This is a genomic window from Enterobacter cloacae complex sp. IR5459, from assembly GCF_049238005.1.
Taxonomy (GTDB): domain Bacteria; phylum Pseudomonadota; class Gammaproteobacteria; order Enterobacterales; family Enterobacteriaceae; genus Enterobacter; species Enterobacter hormaechei_C.
This window is the reverse complement of the sequence record NZ_JBMKIG010000003.1, coordinates 492,976-509,912: the sequence shown is the minus strand read 5'-3', so window position 1 is coordinate 509,912 and position 16,937 is coordinate 492,976. Positions and strand designations below refer to the sequence as shown.

Genomic DNA, 16,937 nt, shown 5'->3' with positions numbered 1-16,937 from the left:
GGGGCGAGCAAAATTCACCTGTGGATAACTCTGCTGGTGGCGGTGAACCAGATCCGGATGCGAACAACGCGATGCTGAATGGCTATGTTGCTCCGGGTGGAATGGGGGAGTTTGGAAAATTCCAGATGCGCGACAACTGGAAGCCAGATCCTCAGTTCATCCAGCGCGCTGCGCTGTGGGGCATAACCCTGAAGACGGACATCACGCCGTTCGAGCTGGCAGAATTCATCACGTACTGGAAAGCGGAGGGGAAGGCATTCCACCACGACCAGTGGCAGCAGAAGCTGGCGAGAAGCGTGCAGCAGTCCAGGGCAAGGCTAGTCGCCCAGCAGCATCGAAGGGATATCAATGACGTTCCGGAGCCGGACAAAGCCATACCGCAGGGATTCAGGGGATATCAGCCCTCATAGCAGCACCAGCGCGGCAGCGCATTTTTTTACGCCAGCATAATTACCTTGCAGGTAACAAAATATGCGCATAGCTATTGATTTTAATTCTAATGTGGATTTAAATTACCTGAGAGGTAAATCATGACAGCAGTTTTAGGGATTGACCCGGGATGCAGCGGGGCGCTGGTTCTCGTAACTGAGCAGGGCGGCTACATCGACCATCTGGCAATGCCAACCATCAAGGTCGGCACAAAGTCCAGGGTGAACGGTGCAGCGGTAGCTGCATGGGTTCGGCAGTACGGAATCACTCATGCGTACCTTGAGCAGGTCGGAGCCATGCCAGGACAGGGAACGGCGAGCATGTTCACGTTCGGGCATGCAGCTGGTGTAGCGGAGGGGATCCTCCAGGGGCTCAACATTCCGTACACGCTGGTAACACCTCAGGCCTGGAAGAAGTCAGCCGGGCTTATCGGAAGCGACAAGGACGCAGCGCGCAGCAGGGCGATTCAGCTTTACCCGGAACTGAGGGCGCTGGATGCCAAAGCGAAAGGTCAGGCCATCGCGGATGCGCTGTTAATCGCAAGGTTCGGGATCGGCATTAAATAACGATCCTTTTTGATATCAACGTAATCAATAACTTATACGGGTAAGCGGGGGTAAAGATGGAATGCAAAGTGAGTGATCTGGTAAAGCGCGGTCATGACAAGGCCGCACAACTTAAATCATCAGGCGGTGCTGTATCGCAGCTGATTAGCGACCTGGCTACGCAGCTGGATGTGCAACTGGCTCGTAGTAATGCGCTGGCTGCGGAGAATGCGGGGCTGAAGTCAGCGATTGACGCAGCTATAGGATGGCAGCAATCAACCGATTCGGAGAATGTTGAAAGTGTTCGAATGCTAGTCGACGTTAAAAGCCCAGCTACCGACGCTTTCCTGGCTGAAGTGCGGGCACAGGCTCACAAAGAAGGCGCGTACTTTGTTGCTAACCGGATGCTGGCTGCATGGGATGCTGGGTTTATCGATGACACGGCTAAGAACGCAGCTGACATTGCGAGGATGATCCTTACCTCCACAGAGTTTATGGCTGATGCTCCAGAAGGTGATTTCGATCGCTCGTTCGCTGATGGCGTACTCGAAGACATCGCCGCCCAGCTTCGCAAGGGAGTGCAGTCATGAGCAACGGATTCCCTGAATGGTGGAAGCACGGGCAGAAGGTACGCACGCGTAGAGATGGCATCCTGACGCTGAATGTTGCGCCTGACGCTGAATACTGGCTCACCAACGATGAAGGCAAAGAGGTTTATGTCTTCTCTGCTGACATCATCGGGCCGGTGAAAACCGATGCTGAAGGAGGCCGCCCAATGAGCAACATCGACAAACAGGCGCTGCGCAATCTTGCTGTAGCAGCAAAATTAGCCCCTTCATGGTATGCGGTTGGCGAATTCGGTGATGTTGTCGATCCAGCCAAGCCAGAATGGAAGCCAGTACACGAGTTCTGCAAAACGTTCACGGCAGCGCGAGTTCTGGCGCTGCTGGATGAGCTGGAAGCCAAAGATAAGCTCATCGCCGAGCTGACTGATTCGCTCAAGCAGACAGTATCCGGTTACAAATCCTGCCTGCGCACTGGGCATGAGCGCATTCTTGACCTTGGCGGTGACTGTGACTCACCGGAAGTGATGATTGCAGGAAGCACTGACATTCAGCAGGCGGAGAAGTTGCTAGCCGCCGCAGCCGGTAAAGGAGAGGCATCATGAGCACACTTACCAAAGAATGGCTACTGAAGACAATCGCGGAGCTTGAAGAAGAGCGCGATTCTGTGCCCGGCGCAGTAAACGAAGATGCGTTAATGGCGCTTGCTGCGATGAAGATTGCGCTGGCATCGCTCGAAGCGGAGGCTGTGTGCGTCATCGACCAGTCCAATCTTGATTATCTCAAATCTGGCTCTGATGCTGACGTATGGCCAGCATCCAGAACAGAAATGGGTGACGTGCTTCTGTACCGCGCTGCCCCGTCAGCGCCGGTATCTGTGCCTGATGAAAATGGACTTCTTCCATGCCCATGCTGCGGAGGGCGTGCTGAGTTTGATTATGACGACGATAACCTCAACTGGATATCTTGCAACGTTTGTGGAATCTCGACCGACACCGCATATCACACAGACGTAGACGCAAGAGATCGGTTGCGTAATGTATGGAACCTCCGCACCGCCATGCTTCAGGGTTCCGATGGCAACTCTCAGGTGATTCCGGATGGCTGGAAACTGGTTCCGATTGATTTGACCGGAGCAATGACCAACGCAATGACAGATGCGATTCTTGATGACCTGCATAACGTCGATGTATGGCGCAGTGTACTCGCAGCAGCACCGCAGCAGGAGGTGAAGTGATGCCTCCAGTCAAAGTGGTTGTTATCACGGCGGTGATGTTCGCTATCTGCCAGCTCATATCCATGACCGGGTATGGCATATGGTGAGCAAACTTAAACAGCGGCGCCTGCGCCGCCTTAAATCCGACGTGGCATGGTGGAAAGGTGAAGCATCGGACCTGTACGCCAGAGTCATGGAGCAGGCCGACGAAATAGCCGAACTACGCAGGCTGGTCATCCGCGTGCCGATGCCGGTGGTGGTGCCGGCGGATATCATCCAGGGAATTAACGTGAAGGGCGCGTTTGCGATGGGGATCGAACATTATGGCGACGCGATGCTGAAGTTGGCGAAAAAGGAGGAAGGCAATGGCTAAGACAGCAGCAGAACGCAAAGCGGCGCAGCGCGCCCGCCAGGCGGAAGCTGGTGAGCGCAAACTGGAGTTGGTGCTCGATGAGCAGGAAATGGAGATGCTGGCGCGGAACTGCGCGGAGCGTCGCCCGGGCCGTGAGCCATACGAACTGAGCGAGTACATCGCACTGCTTATCCGCCAGGATGATGCGCGGGTGCGCGGCCGTATCAAAGCCATCAGCGCCAACCAGTGCGGCAAATGTGGCGACAGCCTGCCGGTGAAGTCCTGCCCGTGCGCCGGTGATTCGGCTTGCTGGGTAACGCAGGGCTGGCATGAAACGAAACTTGCGGTGTGACAGGTCACGGCGTATTGACTAAATCCTCGCATGACTATACTGTTTAAATGTACAGTATTTTTATGTGAGGTTCCATTATGGGCTTTCCATCTCCGGCAAAAGATTACGCAGAATCCCGCCTTACCATCACCAGCATGTGCGGCTACGACGGCAACTGCCGCACCGTTGAGACGTCGGCTGGTTACGCAATCATCAACGTCGCAAATAAACCACATCCGGGTGATACCGTGCTGATTTCCTATTGCGGCCGCACGGAGTTCGCCATTGTGCAGGGGCGGGTGCTTATCGTTACGGAGGGGGAGTCCATTGAAGGTGAAGCGCTGGATGACACGATTGTGCTGGGAGTGGTTACACATTTCCTCAACCGTGCCGGCAGCCAGGAAGACGATCCGATACCAGTCATGTAACATCTTCGCGGGCGTGATAGTATTACCTGCATGGTAATAAAATTACTCAGGTGGTAATGATGCCCGCAACACCAAAAATCCACAAACGCAAATCAACGCAATATAAGCCTCTTACAGCGATGATGGAGGCTTACTGCCAGTCATACATTAAGACACCAGAAAACCAGACTCAGGCAGCGATTAACGCAGGATTTTCGCCTAATACGGCCGCCGTCAAAGCCAGCAACATGATGCGCGACGAAAGGATCCAGAAACGAATCGCCGAATTGATGGAGGAGCGCAACAAGCGAAACCGCGTCAGCGCTGATTACGTCCTCATGCGCCTGGTGGAAATCGACCAGATGGATGTAATCGACATTCTCGACGATGAAGGCGGACTGAAGCCGATTAGTCAGTGGCCTAAGGTATGGCGCACCTCGCTCAGCGCGATGGATATCAACCGGATTCGGATGGCCGGCAAGGATGACGAAGACGATATCGAGTCCACGCTGCAAAAAATAAAATGGCCGGACAAGGTGAAGAACCTCGAGCTTATCGGCAAGCATGTCGACGTCAACGCGTTCAAAGAGCGCCTGGAGGTTTCCGGCACCGTCACTATCGCCGACCGCATGGCCGCAGCGCGCCGCCGCGTCAAAGAGCAGGCTGGTGGTGAAGAATGACAGCCGCAGCCATGTCGCCGGAAGAGCAGCTCGTCGAGGATATCGCCTCTTTCACGTATGACCCGCTGGGTTATGCGCTGTATGCGTTCCCGTGGGGCGAGGAAGGCACAGAGCTGGAGCATGCATCCGGGCCGCGTAAGTGGCAAGCGGAGGGATTCCGCGAGATACGGGATCACCTTCAGAACCCAACCACTCGTTACCAGCCTATCATGATCGCCCGCGCATCAGGTCATGGCGTGGGGAAATCTGCATTCATTTCGATGCTGATTAAATGGGGAATGGATACCTGCGAGGACTGCAAGGTGGTGGTGACCGCCAACACAGACAACCAGCTGCGCACCAAGACCTGGCCGGAAATCATCAAATGGTCCAACCTGGCTATCACGAAAGAGTGGTTCACCTGCACCGCCACGGCGATGTACAGCAATGACCCAGGCCACGATAAACGCTGGCGCGCTGACGCTATTCCGTGGTCTGAGCACAACACAGAGGCGTTCGCTGGCCTGCACAACGAGCGCAAGCGCATCATCGTGGTATTCGATGAAGCGTCCAACATTGCCGATCTGGTGTGGGAAGTGGCCGAGGGCGCGCTGACGGACGAAGACACGGAAATCATCTGGGTTGCGTTCGGGAACCCGACGCGCAACACCGGGCGTTTCCGCGAATGTTTCCGAAAGTACAAACACCGCTGGAAGTGTGCGCAGATTGACAGCCGTACCGTCGAAGGCACGAATAAGCAGCAGCTCCAGAAATGGGTGGATGACTATGGCGAGGACAGCGACTTCGTGAAGGTCCGTGTGCGGGGGATCTTCCCTGACGCGTCAGAACTCCAGTTTATCCCAACAGGACTCACCGACGAGGCGATGAAGCGCGTGGTTACCGCCGGGCAGGTGGCGCACGCTCCGGTGATTATCGGCGTCGACCCGGCATATTCCGGCGTGGATGACGCGGTGATATACCTGCGCCAGGGCCTACACAGCAAAGTGCTATGGACCGGCAACAAGACCACCGACGATCTGATTATGGCGAAGCGCATCGCAGACTTTGAGGACCAGTACCAGGCTGACGCGGTGTTTATCGACTTCGGTTACGGTACCGGGCTGAAGTCCATCGGTGATGGCTGGGGCCGGACGTGGCAGTTAATCCCGTTCGGCGGCGGTTCTACCGACCCACAGATGCTCAACAAACGCGGCGAGATGTTCAACAGCTGCAAAACGTGGCTGAAGCTCGGCGGCGCGCTGGACGACCAGGAGACGGCTGATGACCTGTCGGCGGCAGAGTACAAAGTCAGGGTGGACGGTAAGATCGTCATTGAGCCGAAGGAAGATATCAAAGAGCGCCTGGGCCGCTCGCCTGGTAAGGGTGACGCGCTGCTGCTGACGTTTGCTTTCCCGGTTACGAAGCGCCTGCGAATTCCTGGGCAGGAGAGCCAGCAGGGTAAGGCTGTCACAGAGTATGACCCGTGGAAATAACAAAGCCCGCGCATCGGAGGGCTGGTTGTGACATGTCACGGCGTTAAAAACCGTCGAATTCGTCTTTCACTGTTGGCTCAACTTTTCTTTCAAAGCGTAACCCATTAACGGCCACAGTTCGTTCTCTGCGTTCGTCAGAGCAATCTGTTTTCCGATCGCCTCATTGTCGTTTTCAGATGAGACTGCACATGACGGCTTTCCGGTTACCGCGAAACCATTCTTTGTCGTAATGATCGCCCAGCGAAGAACCTGCCCGGTAACAGAAACGTGCTTAACGATTTCAGTGTGAGCAATGTTTGCGATCATGTCGTCTCGCGTAACGCGCGGCGCGGTTAAGCCTTTGGCCTGAATTTCCTGCTCGATAGCCATGCAGGATGGTGCTGGGGATGCGGTTGATACCATGGTTGCTTACCTCAAAAAGTAATCTTATCAAATGCGGCGTTGATCGCTTCTGCTGCATTGTTGGCTGAATTTTTGTCAATGAATGACTGTTTACCAAGAACCTCAGCCAGGCACTGCAATTTCGTGTGGTAGAGATTCTCACGGCGGATCTCTTCGGCAGGAGATTGTTTCTGAACATTAACGGCTGTCTGACGCATGATTTTCACCTTAAAAAAATGCCCGGACGAACCGGGCGAACTGGAAGCAATGGACTACGGAGTGCCTTCCTTGGCGGGTGATGCAGGGTTTACAGCGCAACGTCATCGGAATGGCGCTCTGCTGTAAAAAGGGCGGAGGTCAGATGTGGGAGCAACTGCCACCGCCAAAGCTACACGCATTGCCTGGTACTGCCGTATCACGGTCCTAAGGCGTGATGGGGTTGTGGTGCCGGATTCGAACCGGCGCGGCGATCCTTTCGGAACCCATTACCCGCCCATGCAGCAATGGCAAGCATGGATGGAGCTCTAACCAATTCCTGAGCTAACCACAACGGAAAGAGCACTTGATGGAATTGAACCATCTGAGTTGTGTATGGAATTACGCCATTTCCACAACCAATACTTCCAGTAAATGCTCTTACCTGTTATGGCCTCGTCTCTTCCGAGGTGTCACACCGTATCGCCACGATGGTGAGTCGTCATGTCGTGCATACCGATAACACTGACTTGCACATTCCGGGAACCCGCTCGGGGATAAGGAACACCAAGGAACCCCGCCGGACCGCTACGACACATGTGCCATATGCCGTACTGCTCACACCTGGAAGCGCACTCCCCAATTTTGATTTAGCGACAAGACCTCAATGAATTGATATCGAAGTGCGCTTTCATGATGTGTTACCTGAAGGGTAATAATTGCAGCCCATTATGTCAATACACTACGTAAAATAATCCGTATATGGTTAAATTGGTAATAATTTAATCGTGTGTGAGGTTATCGCTATGTGTATCGGCAGCAAGCCATCAGTGCCAGCGGCACCAGAAGTTCAGGCCGCACCTCAGGAGCAGGACGCCGCTGTGGTCAGTGCGCGCGATGACGAAGAGCGCCGCCGCCGTGCTGCCGCCGGTCGTAACTCGACCATGCTCACCGGCGCCCAGGGCGACACTTCCGCCGCAAATACCAGCGGTAAAACGCTGCTCGGTCAGTAACGGAGCGCGAAGAGATGGTGGAAACCGAAAAAGAGCGGCTGCTGAAGCAACTCGCACAGCTGAAGAATGAGCGCACATCGTTCGAGCCGCACTGGCGCGACCTGAGCGACTTTATCAATCCGCGCGGTTCCCGCTTCCTGACGTCTGACGTTAACCGTGACGATCGCCGCAACACCAAAATTGTTGACCCTACCGGTTCACTCGCTCAGCGCATTCTCGCCAGCGGCATGATGTCCGGCATCACCAGCCCTGCGCGCCCGTGGTTCAAGCTGGCAACGCCTGACCCTGACATGATGGATTACGGCCCGGTGAAGGTCTGGCTGGAAGTCGTGCAGCGCCGCATGAACGAAGTGTTCAACAAGTCGAATCTGTATCAGTCTCTGCCCGTCATGTACGCCAGTCTGGGTACTTTCGGTACTGCCGCCATGGCTGTACTCGAAGATGAACAGGACGTGATCCGCACAATGCCTTTCCCGATTGGCAGCTACTACCTGGCTAACAGCCCGCGTGGCAGCGTCGATACATCTTTCCGCCAATTCTCCATGACCGTGCGCCAGCTGGTGCAGGAATTCGGCCTAGACAACGTCAGCGCGTCCGTGAAGAGCCAGTGGGAAAGCGGATCGTATGAAAACTGGATCGAGGTAAACCACTGCATCACGCCAAACATCAACCGCGACAGCGGGAAGATGGACAGCAAGAACAAGCCGTATCGCTCTGTCTATTTCGAGACAGGCGGCGACTCCGACAAATTGCTGCGTGAATCCGGTTTTGATGAATTCCCGATTCTGGCTCCGCGCTGGGAAGTTAACGGCGAAGACGTTTATGCGTCCTCCTGCCCTGGCATGCTGGCGCTCGGGCAGGTCAAAGCGCTTCAGGTTGAGCAGAAACGTAAAGCTCAGCTCATCGACAAAGCTACAAACCCGCCGATGGTTGCGCCAACTTCACTGAAGAATCAGCGCGTTTCTCTGCTGCCAGGCGACGTGACGTATCTCGACGTTCTGAGCGGCCAGGACGGTTTCAAACCTGCGTACTTGGTAAACCCGAATACCGCCGACCTGCTGGCTGACATCCAGGACACCCGCCAGACCATCAACAGCGCCTACTTTGTCGACCTCTTCATGATGCTGCAAAACATCAACACCCGCTCAATGCCAGTGGAAGCAGTGATCGAGATGAAGGAAGAGAAGCTGCTGATGCTCGGCCCGGTGCTGGAACGCCTGAACGACGAAGCGCTAAATCCGCTTATCGATCGCGTGTTCTCCATCATGGCGCGCAAGAATATGCTGCCGCCACCGCCTGACGTTATGCAGGGAATGCCGCTGCGCATCGAGTACATCTCCGTTATGGCGCAGGCGCAGAAATCTATCGGCCTCACCAGCCTGTCGCAAACCGTTGGCTTCATCGCACAACTGGCTTCAGTCGGTAAAACGGAAGCGCTCGACAAGCTCGACGCGGATCAGGCTATCGACGCGTTCTCTGAAATGTCCGGCGTATCGCCAACAGTCATCGTTCCGCAGGAGCAGGTGCAGCAGATTCGAGAAGACCGCGCCAAACAGCAGCAGGCAGCTCAGGCGCTGGCAATGGGTCAGGCCGTAGCGCAGGGCGCGAAGACGCTCAGCGACACGCAAACCGCAGATCCAAGCGCACTGACAGCAATCACTAATGCAGTGGGAGCGGCGCAGCAATGACGTATATCGACGACGAAGAACGCAAATCCGAGCTGGAAGCTGAACAGCAGATCCTCGCTCAGCGCGATATCGAAGACATCCAGTTCGTCATGGGCAGCGAGCAGGGCCGCCGCGTTATCTGGTCACTGCTGGAGAAAGGGAAGGTATTCGCGCCGTGCTTCGCCGGTGATTCGCATTTAACCGCATTCAACGAAGGGCAGCGCAACCTGGCGCTGGTTCTGTTTCAGCGCGTCATGGCGCACTGCCCTGATCAGTATCTGAAGATGGCCGCAGAGGCCGGTGAGGACAATGTATGACACAGGTACAAACCCAGCGCGTCGTGCGCTTTGATGGCGCAAATCAGGTGGTAGAGGTTCCTGATCCTGCCCCGGCAACAATTGGCGCCCCGACAGCTACAGATTACGGCGGCGTGAAATTGGGGGCAGCCATTGCAGCTCCGGCAGCAATGACAGCTACCGCTGACACCAACTCTTCCGCATCAGACGTTGCCGGTCTTGTTACTGACCACAACGATCTGGTCGCCAAATACAACGCGCTGCTGACAGATACCACTGCGCTGCGCACCACTCTTTCCGCTGTTCTGGCGCAACTCAAAGCCAAAACGATCCCGGTTTAAGGAGATAACCAATGAACTTATTTGATCGTCTGCTGCATCGCCGTCTTTGCAATGAGCAGCCTGCTGATGGTGGCGCTGCGCCGGCATCGTCTGAGCAAGCCGCACCTGATGCCGATGCTCCTGCACCTGCTGCTGACCCGGCAAAACCAGAAGGCGATAAGCCGCAGCCGGGCACTGAAGGTGACAAACCTCAGGACGACAAGCCCGCTGATGGTGATAAGCCAGCGGATAAGTCGGAAGACGAAGAGCAGAAGCAGGAAGGTGCGCCGGAGAAATACGAATTTACCGCTGGTGAAGGCGTAGAGCTGGATGCCGACGCGCTGAAGGACTTCGAACCCGTTGCCCGTGATCTGAACCTGACCAACGAGCAGGCGCAGAAGCTGGTGGACGCATATCCCAAAATTCTGGCCGGTGTGCAGCAGCGTCAGGCAGAAGCCTGGCAGAAGCAGACCGAAGGCTGGGCAGAGACCGTGAAGGCAGACAAGGAGATCGGCGGCGACAAACTGACCGCAAACCTCAGCGCAGCGCAGCGTGCACTGGACCAGTTCGGCACGCCGGAACTGAAAGAATATTTGAACGCTACCGGGCTTGGTAACCATCCAGACCTGGTTAAAACGTTCGTGAAAATCGGTAAAGCCATGTCGGAAGACGGCATGGTCGATGGCAGTAATCAAGGCCAGCGTAGTGCGGCCGAAGTGCTCTATGGCAAATAAGAGAGGATATAACCATGGCTGTTAAAGGCTTAACTGCGCTGACGCTGGCTGACTGGGGTAAGCGCATTGACCCAAACGGGAAAGTAGATAAGATTATCGAATTGCTTTCCCAGACTAACCCGATCCTTCAGGACATGCCTTTTGTCGAAGGCAACCTGCCAACTGGGCACCGTACTACTGTACGTACGGGTTTGCCTACCGCAACGTGGCGTCTGCTTAACTACGGTGTTAAGCAGAGCAAGTCGACTACTGTGCAGGTAACAGACTCCTGTGGGATGCTTGAAACCTACTCTGAAGTTGATAAATCCCTCGCTGATTTGAACGGTAACACTGCTGAATTCCGCCTGTCTGAAGACCGTGCATTCATCGAAGCGATGAACCAGCAGATGGCTCAGACCCTGTTCTATGGCGATACCAGCGTTAACCCTCAGCAGTTCATGGGCCTGTCATCCCGTTACTCAAGCCTATCTGCTGGAAATGCACAGAACATCATCGATGGTGGCGGCACTGGAACAGACAACACCTCTATCTGGCTGGTGGTCTGGGGTGAAAATACTGTGCACGGTACGTTCCCTAAAGGCCAAAAAGCAGGGCTTCAGCATCAGGACCTCGGCGAGCAAACGCTGATTGATCCAGATGGCGGAAAATACCAGGGCTACCGTACCCACTATAAGTGGGATAACGGCCTGACTTTGCGTGACTGGCGTTACGTCGTTCGCGTCGCAAATATCGATGTGAGCAATCTGTCAGATCCTGCGGCGGCAGCGAACATCGCAAAATTGATGATTCGCGCTCTGCATCGCATCCCGAACCGTGGTATGGGCAAGCCGGTCTTCTATATGAACCGCAGCGTTAACGAAGCCCTTGATCTTCAATCTCTTGAGAAATCATCCCTTGCAATCAGCGTAAAAGAGACTGAAGGGGAATGGTGGACTGCACTCCGTGGAGTTCCAATCCGTGAAACCGATGCGATTCTGGAAACAGAAGCGCGCGTTGTTTAACGCCTGTCATTAACTGATGGGCCTTAACCGGCCCATAAATGGAGAAAGAAAATGATCCTCGACAAACTGTTGATGTTCTCCGAGAAGCAGGCGGTTACAGCTTCCGCTGCTTCTACGGACGTGATTGACCTCGGCCCTATCGACGGCACCCGACGCGATATCGGCGTTGGTTATCCGCTGGAGTTCTGGGCAACCGTTGACACCACGGCAACCGCTGGTGGTGCCGCGACCCTCAACGTTCAGTTGCAGACTAGCCCGGACAACTCCACCTGGACCACTATCTACGACAGCGGTGCTCTGGCGCTGTCTGCCCTGACAGTTGGCAAACGCCTGTTCTCTACCAAAGTTCCGGCGGGCGTCCAGCGCTATCTGCGCGTCAACTATTCTGTTGGCACAGGTCCGCTGACTGCTGGCGCGTTCACCTCGGGCATTAATCTGGATGTTGACAACAACACTCCTTATTACCCGATCCGTTCCAAAGTGACTGGCTAAGGTGATGGCAATGGAAAAAGCAAAATACCGCGTCCTGCGCTTATCCCATATTCATAACAACCTCTGGCCTGAAGGTTCAGAAATTGAATATGACGGCGAGCCAGGATCTGCGCTGGAGCCGATCAACGCAGCGGCGAAGGCGGCAAAGAAAAAGGCAGACCAGAAGCGCGGAATCGTGCCGGTTGACTCTCAGCCTGAACCACAGGATGAAGATGATGGCCAGGAAGATACCGGCGGTAAAGATGCCAATACCTTCAGTGAAGATGAAGCCGCGCTACGCCAGCAGTACGAAGAACTTTTCAACAAAAAACCTGGCAACATGAACGTTGAAACGATCAAAGAACGTATTGCTGAAGAACGGCAAAAACTGGGCGTCTGAGCCTCGCTAATAAAACAAGGGGCTTCGGCCCCTTTATTGCAGGAGTCCGTTATGGAACTGGTAAACCTCAAAACCGGCACCGACAGCTACCAGGATGAATCTGGTGAAACAAAAACCCGTGACGATTATCCGTGGGGTCTATGTATCAATCTTGACAATGAAACACTGAAGAAACTCGGCGCAACGCCGCAGCCTGTCGGTACTGAGGTGATGATCTCCGCCAAAGCTATCATCAAAAGCATGTCGACTCGCGAAGATGGTGAAGGTGTCCGTCACGATGCCAGCCTGCAAATCACCGACATGGCGATCTCTTCTGTGTCTGGTGAGAAGCCAAAAACTGCCGCCCAGACTCTCTACGGCGGGGAGGATGATTAATGGCCTCCGTTATCGAGATCTGCAACCGCGCGCTGAGCAATATCGGGAACAGCCGCAGCATTAACAGCCTGACCGAGGCCAGCAAAGAAGCCGGGCAGTGCTCCCTGCATTTCGATTCCTGCCGCGATGCTGCGCTGGCGGACTTCGACTGGAACTTTGCCACCAAACGCCTGGCGCTGGCCGATACCAACAATCCGCCGCCGGACTGGGCTTATTCCTACCAGTATCCGACTGACTGCCTGCGTATCACCGAAATTATGGTGCCCGGTATCCGTAATCCGACGGCGGCCATGCGCATCAACTATGAGGTTGGGGCTGATACCGACGGCACCGGAAAGCTGATCTACACCGATCAGCCTCAGGCATGGCTGAAGTACATCGCGCGCGTCACCGACGTGAACATGTTCGATGCAATCTTCATGGAAGCGCTGTCCTGGCGTCTGGCCGCCGCCATCAATATGCCGCTGACCGGCAGCGCAGATCTCGGTAACAACGCACTGACTATGTACCGCAGCGTCATCCTGAGCGCTGGCTCTCACAGCCAGAACGAATCGCAGGAGCCGCAGCCGCCAGTCGATGAGTTCACCGCAGCGAGGTTGTCATAATGGCATTCAGTTGGATCCAGCCGAGCTTTGCCGGTGGCGAGATTGGCCCATCGTTGTACGGGCGCATCGATATGTCGAAGTATCAGGTTGCGCTGCGTAAGTGCGACAACTTTATCGTCCGTCAGTATGGCGGGGTGGAGAATCGCCCGGGAACGCGCTTCGTCGGCGAAGCCAAATACCCGACCCGCAAATGCCGTCTTATTCCTTTCCAGTTCTCGACCGTCCAGACTTATGCGCTGGAGTTCGGGCACAACTACATGCGCGTTATCAAAGACGGTGCGTATGTACTGAACAGCAGCAATGTGATCTACGAACTGGCTATGCCGTATGCAGAGGCCGACCTGTTCCGCATTAAATTCACGCAGAGCGCCGATGTGCTTACCCTGGTTCACCCGGCCTACCCGCCGAAGGAGCTGCGCCGTTACGCGCACGACAACTGGCAGATCGTCGATGTCACCACAAAAAACGGACCGTTCGAAGATATCAACGTTGACGAGTCAGTGAAGGTATACGCAAGCGCCAGTACCGGGACCATTACGCTGACGGCCAGTTCTGCCATCTTTGGCGCTGAGCAAGTCGGTAAGCTGTTTTATCTCGAACAGCCGGCGGTTGATTCCGTTCCCGTATGGGAGACCAGCAAGACCACCGCTATCAACGATGTGCGCCGCGCCGACAGCAACTACTACCGTGCCAATACTTCCGGCAAGACCGGGACCCTGCGGCCTTCTCACACGGAAGGCATGTCCTGGGATGGATGGGGCGGAACCGGGGATAGTGATACCGGAATCCAGTGGGAATACCTGCACAGCGGTTTCGGCATTGCGCGCATTACAGCCGTAGCCAGCGACGGCCTGACAGCCACTGCTACGGTGGTGAGCTATATCCCGTCCCAGGTTGTCGGATCGGCGAATGGCAGTTACAAGTGGGCACGGTACGCATGGAACAGCGTCAACGGCTACCCGAGCACGGTTGTTTACTATCAGCAGCGCCTGTATTTCGCCGCGTCTACCGCGTACCCACAAACGATATGGGCGAGCCGTACCGGTGACTATAAAGACTTCGGAAAGAGCAACCCTATTCAGGATGACGATCGCATCATTTACACCTACGCCGGGCGACAGGTGAATGAGATCCGCCATCTTATCGACGTCGGCAACCTGGTCGCGCTGACATCCGGCGGGGAATATACGATATCCGGAGACCAGAATAAGGTCCTCACGCCGTCGGCGTTTTCGTTCAGTTCGCAGGGTAACAACGGCTCCAGCAATGTGCCGCCGATCGCTGTGGCTAATATCGCGCTATTCATCCAGGAGAAGGGGAGCGTGGTACGTGATCTGGCCTACTCTTTCGACGTTGACGGGTACCAGGGCACTGACTTGACCATACTGGCAAACCACCTGTTCCAGAAGCGCAGCATTGTCGACTGGTCATTCTGCATCGTGCCGTACAGCAGCGCGTTCTGCATCCGAGATGACGGCAAGCTGCTGGTGCTGACCTATCTGCGCGACCAGCAGGTATTCGCCTGGGCACCGCAATCCAGCACCGGAAAGTACGAAAGCACCTGCTCCATCAGCGAAGGCAGCGAGGACGCTGTTTACTTCGTGGTTAACCGCACCATCAATGGCCAGACGAAACGGTACATAGAGCGCCTGGCCAGCCGTCTGTTTACCAATGAAGAGGACGCGTTCTTTGTCGATTGCGGTCTGAGTTATGACGTCCGCAATACCTCAACACGTACTATGACCATCAGCGGCGGCAGTGGTGACTGGAGTTATCAGGTTGACTACCCGGTGACGATAAGCGGCGGGGCCTATTTCGTGGGCACTGACGTTGGCGCTCAGATTCAGTTCCCGTACTCAGAGACGGATCCCGATACCGGCGAGGTGGTGGCGAAAGAATTGCGTGGTGACATTCTCTCCGTAACGAGTAATACCGCCGTGGTTGTGCGATTCAACCGTAACGTTCCCGCGGTACTGCGCACTATGGCCACAACTAACTGGCAGATGGCCCGCCAGACTTTCAGCGGTCTGTCACACCTCGAAGGCCAGACAGTCAGCATCCTCTCAGACGCCAGCGTTGAGCCCCAGAAAACCGTAACTGGTGGCGCTGTCACGCTGGAATCACCGGGCGCAGTGGTGCATATCGGTCTGCCGATCACGGCTGAATTCGAAACGCTGGACATCAACATTAACGGGCAGGAAACGCTGCTGGATAAAAAGCAGGTGATTCCCACTGTCACGATGGTGGTCAACGCCAGCCGAGGCATCTGGGCAACGACGCCGGGCGGAGAATGGTACGAGTATCCGCAGCGGGAATTCGAGTTTTATGACGATCCGGTTGATGACGCTACCGGGAAGGTGGAAGTGAAGCTCGACAGCAACTGGGATAAGAACGGACGCGTTAAGGTGCGCCAGCTCGACCCACTGCCGCTTTCTGTTCTGGCGGTCCTGCCGCGCATGACGGTCGGGGGGTTCTGATGATTAAAGCTCAGATCGTACCGGCCACCGCAGCGCATATCGAAGCCATGCTGCCGCATGTCCGCCAGGCTGACATTGATGAGTTTATGGCGACAAACGGATGGAGCCCGCGCCGCGTTCTGGAAACCGGTCTGCGCACGTCAACCTTTGCCTGTGCCGGGCTGATTAACGGTGAGGTGGTGACCATCTTCGGTGTGGCCCCGGCATCAATGATCGGTGGTAACGGTATCCCGTGGCTGGTGGGCACCGATGCGCTGGAGAAATACCAGCGCACTTTCCTGCGACGCTGCGGGAAAGTGGTCAATGCAATGCTGGCTGTTTACCCGTATCTTGAAAACTATGTAGATGCCCGCAACCACACAGCGCGTATCTGGCTGCACTGGCTGGGATTCACCATTGAAGAACCGCAGCCGTACGGCGCTCACGGTCTTCTGTTTCATCGCTTCCACATGGAGAAAAAATAATGTGCGAACCCACCACAATTTTAGCCGGTGCGACGCTCGCGGCAGGCGCATTGTCAGCTTACAACCAGTATGAGACAGGAAAATATTCTGCCGCTGTTGCTGAGCAGAATGCGGATGTGGCAGAAGCTCAGGCGCAGGACTCGATTAACCGTGGCAATGCCCAAGCAGAGGAAGTGCGCCGCCGTAATCGCCAGGCAGCCGGCTCCCAGGCTGCAACCATGGGGGCCACCGGGGCAGACCTCTCAACCGGTAATGCTCTGGATATCTTCGGAGATACCGCTCAGTTCGGCACGCTGGATGCTCTGACGACCGTTAACAACGCCCAACGCGAGGCTTACGGTTATCAGGTGCAGTCCGCCAACTATGACGCCCAGGCGGTATCCGCGCGTAAGCAGGGGAATATGGGGGCGATGACAACGCTGCTCACAACGCCGCTACAGGCTTACGGAGCTTATAAAATGGCTGGCGGTACGTGGTCGCCATTCTCCCAGAAGGCCGCACCTATCAGCGCAGCCGTCGGCACGCCAACCGGTCGATAAGGAG

Annotated in this window: 25 protein-coding genes and 1 pseudogene; 23 read left to right on the top strand and 3 right to left on the bottom strand. The window is 55.6% G+C overall.

Features of this window, described 5'->3' with window-relative positions:
* Positions 1 to 20: 20 nt before the first annotated feature.
* From ACOTX4_RS08875 to ACOTX4_RS08830, 10 genes are all read left to right on the top strand, one after another.
* Positions 21 to 410, top strand: coding sequence for a DnaT-like ssDNA-binding domain-containing protein (locus ACOTX4_RS08875; RefSeq protein ID WP_237765792.1), 390 nt, complete (start codon positions 21 to 23; stop codon positions 408 to 410).
* Between the two features lie 120 nt (positions 411 to 530).
* Complete coding sequence (locus ACOTX4_RS08870) at positions 531 to 995, top strand: crossover junction endodeoxyribonuclease RuvC (protein ID WP_129329174.1); 465 nt, start codon at positions 531 to 533, stop codon at positions 993 to 995.
* Between the two features lie 56 nt (positions 996 to 1,051).
* Positions 1,052 to 1,564, top strand: coding sequence for a hypothetical protein (locus ACOTX4_RS08865; RefSeq protein WP_343459304.1), 513 nt, complete (start codon positions 1,052 to 1,054; stop codon positions 1,562 to 1,564).
* The gene (locus ACOTX4_RS08860; RefSeq protein WP_343459303.1) at positions 1,561 to 2,142 is read left to right on the top strand and encodes an ead/Ea22-like family protein; all 582 of its coding nucleotides are present in this window, start codon (positions 1,561 to 1,563) and stop codon (positions 2,140 to 2,142) included. The genes ACOTX4_RS08865 and ACOTX4_RS08860 overlap by 4 nt, the downstream gene beginning before the upstream one ends.
* Entirely contained in the window at positions 2,139 to 2,774 is a 636-nt protein-coding gene (locus ACOTX4_RS08855; RefSeq protein WP_332971568.1) for a Lar family restriction alleviation protein, read from the top strand. Before ACOTX4_RS08860 ends, ACOTX4_RS08855 begins: the two co-directional genes overlap by 4 nt.
* A 79-nt stretch (positions 2,775 to 2,853) precedes the next feature.
* Positions 2,854 to 3,126 carry a hypothetical protein gene (locus tag ACOTX4_RS08850; RefSeq protein WP_343459302.1) on the top strand — a complete coding sequence of 91 codons (273 nt, stop codon included), beginning with the start codon at positions 2,854 to 2,856 and terminating at the stop codon, positions 3,124 to 3,126.
* Positions 3,119 to 3,457, top strand: coding sequence for a hypothetical protein (locus tag ACOTX4_RS08845; protein WP_129317683.1), 339 nt, complete (start codon positions 3,119 to 3,121; stop codon positions 3,455 to 3,457). Before ACOTX4_RS08850 ends, ACOTX4_RS08845 begins: the two co-directional genes overlap by 8 nt.
* Positions 3,458 to 3,534: 77 nt before the next feature.
* The gene (locus tag ACOTX4_RS08840) at positions 3,535 to 3,864 is read left to right on the top strand and encodes a hypothetical protein (protein WP_343459301.1); all 330 of its coding nucleotides are present in this window, start codon (positions 3,535 to 3,537) and stop codon (positions 3,862 to 3,864) included.
* Positions 3,865 to 3,920: 56 nt separating this feature from the next.
* A complete protein-coding gene (locus ACOTX4_RS08835; RefSeq protein WP_343459300.1) occupies positions 3,921 to 4,523 on the top strand; it encodes a terminase small subunit in 603 nt (200 codons plus the stop codon).
* Complete coding sequence (locus tag ACOTX4_RS08830; protein ID WP_343459299.1) at positions 4,520 to 5,995, top strand: terminase; 1,476 nt, start codon at positions 4,520 to 4,522, stop codon at positions 5,993 to 5,995. Before ACOTX4_RS08835 ends, ACOTX4_RS08830 begins: the two co-directional genes overlap by 4 nt.
* Before the next feature lie 66 nt (positions 5,996 to 6,061).
* On the opposite strand, the gene ACOTX4_RS08825 is transcribed toward ACOTX4_RS08830, so the two are convergent.
* The 3 genes and pseudogenes from ACOTX4_RS08825 to ACOTX4_RS08815 form a co-directional block, all read right to left on the bottom strand.
* Positions 6,062 to 6,364, bottom strand: coding sequence for a Gp49 family protein (locus ACOTX4_RS08825; protein ID WP_349335744.1), 303 nt, complete (start codon positions 6,362 to 6,364; stop codon positions 6,062 to 6,064).
* A gap of 44 nt (positions 6,365 to 6,408) precedes the next feature.
* A complete protein-coding gene (locus ACOTX4_RS08820; protein ID WP_343459296.1) occupies positions 6,409 to 6,594 on the bottom strand; it encodes a hypothetical protein in 186 nt (61 codons plus the stop codon).
* Positions 6,595 to 6,810: 216 nt separating this feature from the next.
* A pseudogene (locus ACOTX4_RS08815) lies at positions 6,811 to 6,927 on the bottom strand.
* A gap of 450 nt (positions 6,928 to 7,377) precedes the next feature.
* Here ACOTX4_RS08815 and ACOTX4_RS08810 point away from each other — a divergent pair.
* Genes ACOTX4_RS08810 through ACOTX4_RS08750 form a run of 13 tightly spaced genes read left to right on the top strand, consistent with a single transcriptional unit; the run spans position 7,378 to position 16,933 of the window.
* The gene (locus ACOTX4_RS08810; RefSeq protein WP_032636549.1) at positions 7,378 to 7,584 is read left to right on the top strand and encodes a hypothetical protein; all 207 of its coding nucleotides are present in this window, start codon (positions 7,378 to 7,380) and stop codon (positions 7,582 to 7,584) included.
* Positions 7,585 to 7,598: 14 nt separating this feature from the next.
* Positions 7,599 to 9,272, top strand: coding sequence for a portal protein (locus ACOTX4_RS08805; protein WP_343459295.1), 1,674 nt, complete (start codon positions 7,599 to 7,601; stop codon positions 9,270 to 9,272).
* The gene (locus ACOTX4_RS08800; protein WP_045336853.1) at positions 9,269 to 9,568 is read left to right on the top strand and encodes a hypothetical protein; all 300 of its coding nucleotides are present in this window, start codon (positions 9,269 to 9,271) and stop codon (positions 9,566 to 9,568) included. The genes ACOTX4_RS08805 and ACOTX4_RS08800 overlap by 4 nt, the downstream gene beginning before the upstream one ends.
* Entirely contained in the window at positions 9,565 to 9,888 is a 324-nt protein-coding gene (locus ACOTX4_RS08795) for a hypothetical protein (protein WP_045342883.1), read from the top strand. The genes ACOTX4_RS08800 and ACOTX4_RS08795 overlap by 4 nt, the downstream gene beginning before the upstream one ends.
* An 11-nt stretch (positions 9,889 to 9,899) precedes the next feature.
* Complete coding sequence (locus ACOTX4_RS08790; RefSeq protein ID WP_343459293.1) at positions 9,900 to 10,601, top strand: peptidase; 702 nt, start codon at positions 9,900 to 9,902, stop codon at positions 10,599 to 10,601.
* Between the two features lie 14 nt (positions 10,602 to 10,615).
* Positions 10,616 to 11,602 carry a major capsid protein gene (locus tag ACOTX4_RS08785; RefSeq protein ID WP_343459292.1) on the top strand — a complete coding sequence of 329 codons (987 nt, stop codon included), beginning with the start codon at positions 10,616 to 10,618 and terminating at the stop codon, positions 11,600 to 11,602.
* Between the two features lie 51 nt (positions 11,603 to 11,653).
* The gene (locus ACOTX4_RS08780; RefSeq protein ID WP_045342888.1) at positions 11,654 to 12,094 is read left to right on the top strand and encodes a Bbp16 family capsid cement protein; all 441 of its coding nucleotides are present in this window, start codon (positions 11,654 to 11,656) and stop codon (positions 12,092 to 12,094) included.
* Positions 12,095 to 12,098: 4 nt separating this feature from the next.
* Positions 12,099 to 12,473 (top strand): hypothetical protein, encoded by a 375-nt coding sequence (locus tag ACOTX4_RS08775; RefSeq protein ID WP_048982085.1) that lies wholly within the window; start codon positions 12,099 to 12,101, stop codon positions 12,471 to 12,473.
* 51 nt (positions 12,474 to 12,524) lie between these two features.
* On the top strand, positions 12,525 to 12,848 hold the full coding sequence (gene gp10 / locus ACOTX4_RS08770; RefSeq protein WP_134385693.1) for a capsid staple protein: 324 nt from the start codon (positions 12,525 to 12,527) through the stop codon (positions 12,846 to 12,848).
* A complete protein-coding gene (locus ACOTX4_RS08765; protein WP_040117947.1) occupies positions 12,848 to 13,453 on the top strand; it encodes a hypothetical protein in 606 nt (201 codons plus the stop codon). The genes gp10 and ACOTX4_RS08765 overlap by 1 nt, the downstream gene beginning before the upstream one ends.
* A complete protein-coding gene (locus ACOTX4_RS08760) occupies positions 13,453 to 15,930 on the top strand; it encodes a hypothetical protein (protein WP_343459290.1) in 2,478 nt (825 codons plus the stop codon). The genes ACOTX4_RS08765 and ACOTX4_RS08760 overlap by 1 nt, the downstream gene beginning before the upstream one ends.
* Complete coding sequence (locus ACOTX4_RS08755; RefSeq protein WP_048982080.1) at positions 15,930 to 16,394, top strand: hypothetical protein; 465 nt, start codon at positions 15,930 to 15,932, stop codon at positions 16,392 to 16,394. The genes ACOTX4_RS08760 and ACOTX4_RS08755 overlap by 1 nt, the downstream gene beginning before the upstream one ends.
* On the top strand, positions 16,394 to 16,933 hold the full coding sequence (locus ACOTX4_RS08750; protein ID WP_058663747.1) for a hypothetical protein: 540 nt from the start codon (positions 16,394 to 16,396) through the stop codon (positions 16,931 to 16,933). The genes ACOTX4_RS08755 and ACOTX4_RS08750 overlap by 1 nt, the downstream gene beginning before the upstream one ends.
* Positions 16,934 to 16,937 lie beyond the last annotated feature (4 nt).

Bases quoted from the DNA above. Each gene is read 5' to 3' on its own strand.
- ACOTX4_RS08870 (WP_129329174.1), top strand. From the start codon at position 531: ATGACAGCAGTTTTAGGGATTGACCCGGGATGCAGCGGGGCGCTGGTT.
- ACOTX4_RS08865 (WP_343459304.1), top strand. From the start codon at position 1,052: ATGGAATGCAAAGTGAGTGATCTGGTAAAGCGCGGTCATGACAAGGCC.
- ACOTX4_RS08860 (WP_343459303.1), top strand. From the start codon at position 1,561: ATGAGCAACGGATTCCCTGAATGGTGGAAGCACGGGCAGAAGGTACGC.
- ACOTX4_RS08855 (WP_332971568.1), top strand. From the start codon at position 2,139: ATGAGCACACTTACCAAAGAATGGCTACTGAAGACAATCGCGGAGCTT.
- ACOTX4_RS08850 (WP_343459302.1), top strand. From the start codon at position 2,854: ATGGTGAGCAAACTTAAACAGCGGCGCCTGCGCCGCCTTAAATCCGAC.
- ACOTX4_RS08845 (WP_129317683.1), top strand. From the start codon at position 3,119: ATGGCTAAGACAGCAGCAGAACGCAAAGCGGCGCAGCGCGCCCGCCAG.
- ACOTX4_RS08840 (WP_343459301.1), top strand. From the start codon at position 3,535: ATGGGCTTTCCATCTCCGGCAAAAGATTACGCAGAATCCCGCCTTACC.
- ACOTX4_RS08835 (WP_343459300.1), top strand. From the start codon at position 3,921: ATGATGCCCGCAACACCAAAAATCCACAAACGCAAATCAACGCAATAT.
- ACOTX4_RS08830 (WP_343459299.1), top strand. From the start codon at position 4,520: ATGACAGCCGCAGCCATGTCGCCGGAAGAGCAGCTCGTCGAGGATATC.
- ACOTX4_RS08825 (WP_349335744.1), bottom strand. From the start codon at position 6,364: ATGGCTATCGAGCAGGAAATTCAGGCCAAAGGCTTAACCGCGCCGCGC.
- ACOTX4_RS08820 (WP_343459296.1), bottom strand. From the start codon at position 6,594: ATGCGTCAGACAGCCGTTAATGTTCAGAAACAATCTCCTGCCGAAGAG.
- ACOTX4_RS08810 (WP_032636549.1), top strand. From the start codon at position 7,378: ATGTGTATCGGCAGCAAGCCATCAGTGCCAGCGGCACCAGAAGTTCAG.
- ACOTX4_RS08805 (WP_343459295.1), top strand. From the start codon at position 7,599: ATGGTGGAAACCGAAAAAGAGCGGCTGCTGAAGCAACTCGCACAGCTG.
- ACOTX4_RS08800 (WP_045336853.1), top strand. From the start codon at position 9,269: ATGACGTATATCGACGACGAAGAACGCAAATCCGAGCTGGAAGCTGAA.
- ACOTX4_RS08795 (WP_045342883.1), top strand. From the start codon at position 9,565: ATGACACAGGTACAAACCCAGCGCGTCGTGCGCTTTGATGGCGCAAAT.
- ACOTX4_RS08790 (WP_343459293.1), top strand. From the start codon at position 9,900: ATGAACTTATTTGATCGTCTGCTGCATCGCCGTCTTTGCAATGAGCAG.
- ACOTX4_RS08785 (WP_343459292.1), top strand. From the start codon at position 10,616: ATGGCTGTTAAAGGCTTAACTGCGCTGACGCTGGCTGACTGGGGTAAG.
- ACOTX4_RS08780 (WP_045342888.1), top strand. From the start codon at position 11,654: ATGATCCTCGACAAACTGTTGATGTTCTCCGAGAAGCAGGCGGTTACA.
- ACOTX4_RS08775 (WP_048982085.1), top strand. From the start codon at position 12,099: ATGGCAATGGAAAAAGCAAAATACCGCGTCCTGCGCTTATCCCATATT.
- gp10 (WP_134385693.1), top strand. From the start codon at position 12,525: ATGGAACTGGTAAACCTCAAAACCGGCACCGACAGCTACCAGGATGAA.
- ACOTX4_RS08765 (WP_040117947.1), top strand. From the start codon at position 12,848: ATGGCCTCCGTTATCGAGATCTGCAACCGCGCGCTGAGCAATATCGGG.
- ACOTX4_RS08760 (WP_343459290.1), top strand. From the start codon at position 13,453: ATGGCATTCAGTTGGATCCAGCCGAGCTTTGCCGGTGGCGAGATTGGC.
- ACOTX4_RS08755 (WP_048982080.1), top strand. From the start codon at position 15,930: ATGATTAAAGCTCAGATCGTACCGGCCACCGCAGCGCATATCGAAGCC.
- ACOTX4_RS08750 (WP_058663747.1), top strand. From the start codon at position 16,394: ATGTGCGAACCCACCACAATTTTAGCCGGTGCGACGCTCGCGGCAGGC.